Genomic DNA, 629 nt, shown 5'->3' with positions numbered 1-629 from the left:
TCCGGAGATGGTGGACCGAAACTCGACAACCCGTTCAAGCAGCTCATCTACGCGCTCAAGTTCCAGTCGGAGCAGATCTTCCTGGCGAACGCGGTCAACGACAAGTCGCAGATCCTGTACGACCGCGACCCGATCACCCGCGTGCAGAAGGTTGCGCCGTACCTCACCCTCGACTCCGATGCCTATCCCTCCGTCGTTGACGGTCGGGTCAAGTGGATCGTCGATGGCTACACCACGAGCGCCAACTACCCGTACTCGACGTCGGTGAGCCTGAGCGACGCGATCACGGACACAGAAACGCCGCCGCAGCCGTTCGCGCTCGACAACATCAACTACATGCGCAACTCGGTCAAGGCCACCGTGGATGCCTACAGCGGAGAAGTCACCCTCTACGCCTGGGACGCCAAGGAGCCCATGCTGGAGACCTGGCAGAAGATCTTCCCGTCGACGGTCAAGCCGATGAGCGAGATGAGCGGCGACCTGATGAGCCACGTGCGCTACCCGGCGGACCTGTTCAAGGTGCAGCGCGCCATTCTCGGTCAGTACCATGTGACTGACCCTGGATCCTTCTACTCCAAGGACGATGCTTGGATCTCCCCGAACGACCCGGACTCGCCGGCCACGAATCC

At 61.5% G+C, this 629-nt stretch carries 1 protein-coding gene; it reads left to right on the top strand.

The annotated features are described in order from the left end of the window. The coding region (locus JF66_RS19920; protein WP_035880625.1) for a UPF0182 family protein at positions 1-629 on the top strand (629 nt) is incomplete at both ends.

Origin of the sequence: Cryobacterium sp. MLB-32, from assembly GCF_000738085.1 — a bacterium.
In the GTDB taxonomy this organism is placed as follows: Bacteria; Actinomycetota; Actinomycetes; order Actinomycetales; family Microbacteriaceae; genus Cryobacterium.
Note: the sequence above shows the minus strand (reverse complement) of the source record. Positions and strands in the feature narration are given on the sequence as shown.